Origin of the sequence: Bradyrhizobium sp. (genome assembly GCF_016462955.1) — a bacterium.
Taxonomy (GTDB): Bacteria; Pseudomonadota; Alphaproteobacteria; order Rhizobiales; family Xanthobacteraceae; genus Bradyrhizobium.
The window spans coordinates 8,005-15,535 of sequence record NZ_JAEMSD010000123.1; the positions used below are offsets into that span (position 1 = coordinate 8,005).

Genomic DNA, 7,531 nt, shown 5'->3' on the forward strand with positions numbered 1-7,531 from the left:
GTCATGGGAAACAGTGGAGCATTCGATCGCGATGGTGCCGGCCTTCGCCGTCTTGGCCGCCCCCTTGGGCCCGAGCCAGACCGCGCGCGAGGCTTCGTCGTCGGCGACCATGGTCACGACCGCGGCGGCATCGATCGCCGCGTCCTCCGGCGAGGTCGCCCAATGCGCGCCGCGCGCGATCAGGTCTTCCGCCTTGGCCTTGCTGCGATTCCACAGCGTCACCGTGAAGCCGGCCTCGAGATAGCGGCCAGCCATGCCATGGCCCATCCGCCCAAGTCCGATGAAGGCGACGCGCCGCATGATCAGTCCACATCCTCGATGTCGCCGGTCGTGGTGCCGAACGCACGTTGCGCCAGCGTCGCGGCCATGAACTCGTCGAGATCGCCGCCGAGCACGCCCGAGGTATCGGACGTCTGCACGCCCGTGCGCAGATCCTTCACCATCTGATACGGCTGCAGCACGTAGGAGCGGATCTGGTGACCCCAGCCGATGTCGGTCTTGGCAGCCTGGTCGGCGGCGGCCTTCTCCTCGCGCTTCTTCAGCTCGATCTCATAGAGCCGGGCGCGCAGCATGTCCCAGGCCTGGGCCCGGTTCTTGTGCTGGGAGCGGCCGGCCTGGCAGACCACGGCGACGCCGGTCGGAATGTGCGTCAGGCGCACTGCGGATTCGGTCTTGTTGACGTGCTGGCCGCCGGCGCCGCCCGAGCGCATGGTATCGACGCGGACGTCGGATTCCTTGATGTCGATCTTGATGCTGTCGTCGATGACGGGGAAAACCTGAACACTCGAAAAGGACGTGTGCCGCCGCGCGTTGGAATCGAACGGCGAGATGCGCACGAGGCGATGCACGCCGGCTTCCGTCTTCAGCCAGCCATAGGCGTTGTGGCCGGAAACCTGGATCGTTGCCGACTTGATACCGGCTTCTTCGCCCTCGGACTCTTCCAGGAACTCGACCTTGAAACCGTGGTTCTCGGCCCAGCGCGTGTACATGCGGAGCAGCATCTGCGCCCAGTCCTGGCTCTCGGTGCCGCCGGCACCGGCATGGACTTCGAGATAGGAATCGAAGCGATCGGCTTCGCCCGACAGCAGCGCCTCGAGTTCGCGCCGCGCCACTTCCTTCTTGAGGTTCTTCAGCGCAGCTTCAGCCTCGGCGACGACGCCGTCATCGCCCTCGGCCTCGCCAAGCTCGATCATGCCGATGTCGTCTTCGAGCTCCTGCTCGACCTTGCCGATGCCTGAGAGCGCATCCTCCAGCGAGGTGCGCTCCTGCATCAGCTTCTGGGCTTTCTGGGGATCGTTCCAGAGATTGGGATCTTCTGCGAGCTTGTTCAGCTCAGCGAGGCGCGCCGTCGATTTCTCGACGTCAAAGATGCCTCCTCAGCAGCCCGACTGACTGCTTGATCTCTTCTACCAACCGTTCGATTTCGGCGCGCATGTCGTTCTCTGATCTCGCGGAATCCCGCGTGCAATTCGAGATGGGGATGTAGCGGCGGCGGCTGCAAAGCGCAACCGCCCGAACCGCGATCATCGGCCTTATCCGCGGCCTACCACAACCCGCCGGTACCCGGCCGCATGAGGAAGCCTGAATCCGGTTGCTGCTGCTGCGACATCGGCATGCCGCGCCCGTCGGCGTCGGCAACGCCGATGACCGAATAATTGTCCGGCGGCGCGGTGCCCGGCTTGAAGGCTTCAAGGATGGTTCCGCCGGTCTCGCCGGGGCCGGCACGCATGCCGGTCTTGGCGACGACGCGGACGAGCTTGATGCCGGCCGGCACCTTGAACGGAACCGCGGGCTTGTCGGCGAGCGCGAGCTTGAGGAAGTCGCGCACGATCGGCGCAGCGAGATGGCCGCCGGTCGCGGCATTGCCCTTGCCGAGCGGACGCGGCTTGTCATAGCCCATGTAAACCGCGACTGCGATGTCAGGGGAGAAGCCGACGAACCAGGCGTCCTTGGCCTCGTTGGTGGTGCCGGTCTTGCCGGCGACCGGCTTGCCGACTTCCTTGATCACCGTCGCCGTCCCCATCTGGACCACGCCCTCCATCAGCTCCGTGATCTGATAGGCGGTCATGGGATCCAGCACCTGCTCGCGGCGGTCGATCAGCTGCGGCTCGGGCTGGTTCTTCCAGCCGCCCGGCGCGTCGCAGCCGCGGCATTCGCGCTGGTCGTGCTTGAAGATGGTGTGGCCGTAGCGGTCCTGGATGCGGTCGATCAGCGTCGGCTTCACCCGGCGACCGCCATTGGCGAGCATCGAATAGGCCGTGACCATGCGCATCGCCGTGGTCTCGCCGGCGCCGAGCGCGTAGGAGAGATAGTTCGGAAGCTCGTCATAGACGCCGAAGCGGCGGGAATATTCGCCGATCAAGGGCATGCCGATGTCCTGCGCGAGGCGCACCGTCACGGTGTTGAGCGATTGCCGCAGCGCATTGCGCAGCGTCACCGGTCCCTGGAACTTGCCCGAGGAGAAGTTTTCCGGCCGCCACACGCCGGCGCCCTGCCCCTGGTCGATTTCGATGGGCGCATCGAGCACGACCGTCGACGGCGTGTAGCCGTTGTCGAGCGCAGCCGAATAGACGATCGGCTTGAACGACGAACCCGGCTGCCGATAGGCCTGCGTCGCACGATTGAACTGGCTCTGATCGAAGGAGAAGCCGCCGACCATCGCGAGCACGCGGCCGGTCCAGGGATCCATCGCAACCATCGCGCCGGAGACTTCCGGAATCTGGCGAAGCCGGTACTGGCCCTCGACGGGGTGGCCGTCCTTGTAGAGCGGATCGGCATAGATGACGTCGCCGGGCTGGAGCACCTGCGACACCGCAGTCGGCGACTTGCCTCTCGTGCTGCCCTGCAGCGGCCGCGCCCAGCGCACGCCGTCGACCGTGACGATGCCGGTCTCGCGCTGCTTGCTCACGGCGCCGCCGAGCTCACGGCCCGGCTGGAAGCCGATTCGTGCCGACTGATCGCTGGTCTCCAGCACCACGGCCATGCGCCAAGGCGAGATGTCGGAGAGCGACTTGATCTCGGCGAGCTTCACCCCCCAATCGCCGGAAATGTCGAGCTTGCTGATGGCGCCGCGATAGCCCTGCTGCTCGTCATAGTTGACGAGGCCGGTGACCATGGCCTTGCGCGCCATGACCTGGATTTTTGGATCGAGCGTGGTGCGGACCGACAAGCCGCCCTCATAGAGCTTCTTCTCGCCATAGCGCTCGAAGATGTCGCGGCGGACCTCCTCGGCAAAATACTCGCCGGCGAAGGTGTGGGCGCCGTTGGAACGGCTGGTGACGCCCAGGGACTCCTTGCGCGCCTTGTCGGCGTCGGCCTGCTTGATCCAGCCATTCTCCAGCATGCGGTCGACGACGTAGTTGCGGCGCTCGATGGCGCGGTCGCGGTTCCGGACCGGATGCAGGGTCGTCGGCATCTTCGGCAACGCGGCCAGATAGGACGCTTCCGCCACCGTGAGCTCGTTCACCGACTTGTCGAAATAGACCAGCGAGGCGGCGGCGATGCCATAGGCCCCGAGGCCGAGATAGATTTCGTTCAGGTACAGTTCGAGGATCTTGTCCTTCGAATAGGTCTTTTCGATCCGCATCGCCAGCAAGGCTTCCTTGATCTTGCGGGCGAAGGAGACCTCGTTGGTGAGCAGAAAGTTCTTGGCGACCTGCTGGGTGATCGTGGAGGCGCCCTGCGGACGGCGGTTGGAGCCGTAGTTCTGGATGTAGACCAGACCCGCGCGCGCCATGCCGGTGTAGTCGATGCCGCCATGTTCGTAGAAATTCTTGTCCTCGGCCGCGAGGAACGCGTTGATCACGAGCTTGGGCACGGCCTGGATCGGCAGGTACAGCCGCCGCTCCTTGGCGTATTCACCGACCAGCGAACCGTCGACCGCGTGCACGCGGGTCATCACCGGCGGCTCGTAATCCTGAAGCTGAGAGTAATCCGGCAAGTCCTTGGAGAAATGCCAGATCAGGCCTGCCACGGCCCCGACACCGACAAGGAACACCACAGTTCCCGCGGCGAACAGGAAGCCCATGAACCGCACCAGCAAGCGCATTATCTGTTTATCCGTTCAAACTCTGGATCAGCCCAGTATCAGACCCAATGGACCTAAAAACCGGCACCCAAACTGGCGCCAACCTCTCGTCGCGAATTCACCGGCTTACACAATCACATCAAGGCCGGACTTAAGACGCTTGCCGAACGGGATTCTCGCCGATTCCGGAACCCCCTGCGCCGTTTTTATAAAGCGTCCGCTGTGGCCAAACTAGGGCCTTTGGGGCGGCAGGGAGATTTCAGTTCGCGTTGCCGGCCGTGGCCATCCGCTTGGTCAGGAATGCGTCGATCGCCTGTGCCATCGAGCCCACGGCCTTGGACCGCCAGCCCTCGGAGACCAGGTGCTCGAGGTCCGCTTTGTTGGAGACATAGCCGATCTCGACCAGCACAGAGGGCACATCGGGCGCCTTCAGGACACGGAAGCCGGCCGACTTCAGCGGATGCTTATGCATCCGCACCGTCGCCTTCATTTCACCCATCAAGAGGCGGGCAAAACGGTTTGAAAAGGTGCGGGTTTCGCGCTGCGTAAGGTCGATCAGGATGTCGGCGACGTCGGTCGGCTCCTCCGCGAGGTTGAAGCCGGCGATCGCATCGGCTCGGTTCTCTGCATCGGCCAGCCGCTGGGCCTCGGCGTCGGAGGCCTTGTCGGAGAGCGTATAGATGGTCGCGCCCTGGGCATCGCCCTCTGCGCGCGGCAGCGCATCGGCATGTATCGAGACGAACAGCGCCGCCTTGTGATTGCGGGCGATCTTGGTGCGGTCGCCGAGGGGAATGAAGGTGTCGTCATCGCGCGTCATCACCACGCGGTACTTGCCGGCCTTCTCCAGCTTGTCCCGGAGCGCCCGGCCAAAGGCCAGCACCAGGTTCTTCTCGCTCTCGCCGCTCGACTGCGTCCCGTTGTCGATGCCGCCATGACCGGGATCGATTACGACCACCGGACGGCTGTCGGCCTTCGGCTGCGCGGCTTCCGGGGCCGCCGCGGTTGGAACCGTGGCGGGTGGCGCCTCCGCGATCGCCGGCCGCAGCTCGGGACGGCTTTCAGGGGCGAGCGACGCCACGAAGGCGGCACGATCGACCTCCTCCATTTCGAGCACGAGCCGGGCCGGCTGGCCGTTGGCGGCCTCGACGACATAGGACTTGGCGATCTTCGCCGGCCCCGTCAGGTCGAACACGATTCGCGAGCCGCCGGGCATGACCAGCCCGTAGCGGAACGCCCTGACCAGCCCCCGCCCGCCGCCGCCGGTACCCGCCGGCAGCTGAAAATTGATCTGCGGCACGTCAACGACCACGCGGTAGGGATCGGCCAGCGTGACGGCGCGGAAGGTGACGGACCGGTCGAGATCGAGGATGAAGCGGGTCTGCCTGCCGTCGCCGGCCAGGCGGGCGGCCGAGGCGATTGGATAATTGACCGCTGCAACAGTGGGTTGCGGCTGGCCTTCCGCGGCAATCAGGCGAGAAGAATCAGCGCACGGCAATGCCGCGAGGCACAGCAGCCCGCCTCCCAGCAACACCCGTCGATTTGTGCGGCTCGCCACTGATTCCGTGCCTCCGAGCAGCTCTCTTAACGCAATAGAACCACAGGGTTAATCGCTCCTTAATGACGGGCGCGCGAAAGTCGCTGACTGTGACCGCCGTGCGACGCTCCCTTGCACGGCTGGCCCATTCCTCGTATGTACGGAATGCTGACGGCCGATATTTTCGGTTGTGTCGCATTCAGCCTCCCGGTGCAGCGCCGGAACTCCCAAGGTTTGGGAATTCCAGCGTTTTCCGCTTCCCTCAACGACCAGCGCGGTGCGCGGCAGCGAGGTGGAGCGGGGTCAAGCCCCGGCGGTGGACGGTCTCGGGTTACCACTCATGTTGCCGGGACAGTTCTGACAGCGGCGTAACCAATTACCCGGTTCCTTGGTCCCAAGTTCTTTGGTCCCAAGGGAGCGGTTCGTGATCCCCAAGGCGAGCGCGCTCGCGCCGTGCCTGGCCAGCAGCAAAGATTGAAGGGCGGCCTCGCCGCCCAATGTTTCATACGGGCCGACGCTTGATGCGCCAGACTGTGCCGACGAAATCTGAAGGAGCATTCGCGACGCTGCGGAGTGACAATCCCGCGCGCCGCCTTGGTCCTGAAGCTTCCGGTTCGGCAAGGCGCGAGAGACGGCGTTTCGGCCTTCCCCTCACCCCCGAATCAGGTGGACCGTCGCATCACCCGGCAGCGCAGATCGCGCCCACGGTGATTAGCGCCTGTCGCCGCCAAGAGTTAAGACATGCCCAACAAGATGTTGATCGATGCCACCCACCCGGAAGAGACCCGGGTCGTCGTGGTCCGCGGCAATCGCGTCGAAGAGTTTGATTTCGAGACCGCGCAACGCAAGCAACTGCGCGGGAATATCTACCTCGCCAAGGTCACAAGGGTCGAACCCTCGCTCCAGGCCGCCTTCGTCGAATATGGCGGCAACCGCCACGGCTTTCTCGCCTTCAGCGAAATCCATCCCGACTATTACCAGATCCCGGTCGCCGACCGGCAGGCGCTGATCGAGGCCGAGGAACAGGCCCATCGCGAGGCCGAGGAAGAGAGCGAGAACCGCTCGCACGGCCGTCGCCGTTCGCGCCACCGCAACGCCCGCCGCCGCGGTCAGGGCGAGCGCGTGCGCAGCGACATCGTCGAAGGCCTCGACGCCGGCGCCGATCCGGTCGCCCAGCCGGTCGAAGGCGCGCTGCACGAGGGCGAGCATCCGCACGCCGATGCGGAGCATCACGGCGAGCACGAGGGCCACGATCACGATCATGGCGATCATGATCATGATCATGATCATGACGACCATCATCACGCCCAGGGTGACGAGCACCATCATGCCCACGATCATGACGCCGCCGGTTTTGAGGGCGAGCGCGATCATGACGGCCATGATCATGCCGACGAGACCGCTGCGCCCGTCGCAGCAGTCGGCCCCGAGCCTGCGACCGAATCCGTTGCCGAGCCACAATCGGTCCAGACCTTCGAGACCCCCGCCCCCGAAGCTCACGCCGAGGAAGCGCATGCGGAGCCTCTGGCGGACGCCGTGACGTCGGTCGCCGAGCCGGCCGATGCCGTCTACGCCGCCGCGAGCCCTGAACCCTCGCATGCCGAAACAGCCGGCGAGGACGACGAAGACGACGAGGACGAGGACGAGGAAGCCGAAGAAGAGGTTGTCGAATCCGTCGGCGGCGACGACGTGCTGGAGGAAGTGCCGGAGCGCACCTTCCGTCCGCGTCGCCAGTACAAGATCCAGGAGGTGATCAAGCGCCGCCAAGTGATGCTGGTGCAGGTCGTCAAGGAAGAGCGCGGCAACAAGGGCGCGGCGCTGACGACCTACCTCTCGCTGGCCGGCCGCTACGCCGTCCTGATGCCCAACACCGCGCGCGGCGGCGGCATCAGCCGCAAGATCACCAGCGCGCAGGACCGCTCCCGCCTCAAGGAAGTGGTGCAGGATCTCGACGTGCCCGAGGGCATGGG

At 65.2% G+C, this 7,531-nt stretch carries 5 protein-coding genes; 1 reads left to right on the forward strand and 4 read right to left on the reverse strand.

Annotated elements, in window-relative coordinates:
* The 4 genes from JHD07_RS15190 to JHD07_RS15205 all read right to left on the reverse strand — a co-directional run.
* Window positions 1-300 (reverse strand): NAD(P)-binding domain-containing protein (locus JHD07_RS15190; protein ID WP_291623527.1); only part of this gene is annotated, 300 nt, incomplete at its 3' end.
* 2 nt (window positions 301-302) lie between these two features.
* A protein-coding gene (gene prfB, locus JHD07_RS15195) for a peptide chain release factor 2 (RefSeq protein WP_291623529.1) occupies window positions 303-1,434 on the reverse strand; the annotation gives its coding sequence in 2 pieces (ribosomal slippage) (window positions 303-1,364 and window positions 1,366-1,434; 1,131 coding nt in all).
* A gap of 109 nt (window positions 1,435-1,543) precedes the next feature.
* Window positions 1,544-4,048 (reverse strand): penicillin-binding protein 1A, encoded by a 2,505-nt coding sequence (locus tag JHD07_RS15200; protein WP_291623531.1) that lies wholly within the window; start codon window positions 4,046-4,048, stop codon window positions 1,544-1,546.
* A 238-nt stretch (window positions 4,049-4,286) separates the two neighbouring features.
* Window positions 4,287-5,582 carry an N-acetylmuramoyl-L-alanine amidase gene (locus JHD07_RS15205; protein ID WP_291623533.1) on the reverse strand — a complete coding sequence of 432 codons (1,296 nt, stop codon included), beginning with the start codon at window positions 5,580-5,582 and terminating at the stop codon, window positions 4,287-4,289.
* Between the two features lie 720 nt (window positions 5,583-6,302).
* Between JHD07_RS15205 and JHD07_RS15210 the strand changes: the two genes are divergently transcribed.
* On the forward strand, window positions 6,303-7,531 hold a 1,229-nt coding region (locus tag JHD07_RS15210), incomplete at its 3' end, for a ribonuclease E/G (protein ID WP_291623535.1).

Coding starts and splice junctions, on each gene's coding strand:
- JHD07_RS15200 (WP_291623531.1), bottom strand. CDS start 4,048: ATGCGCTTGCTGGTGCGGTTCATGGGCTTCCTGTTCGCCGCGGGAACT.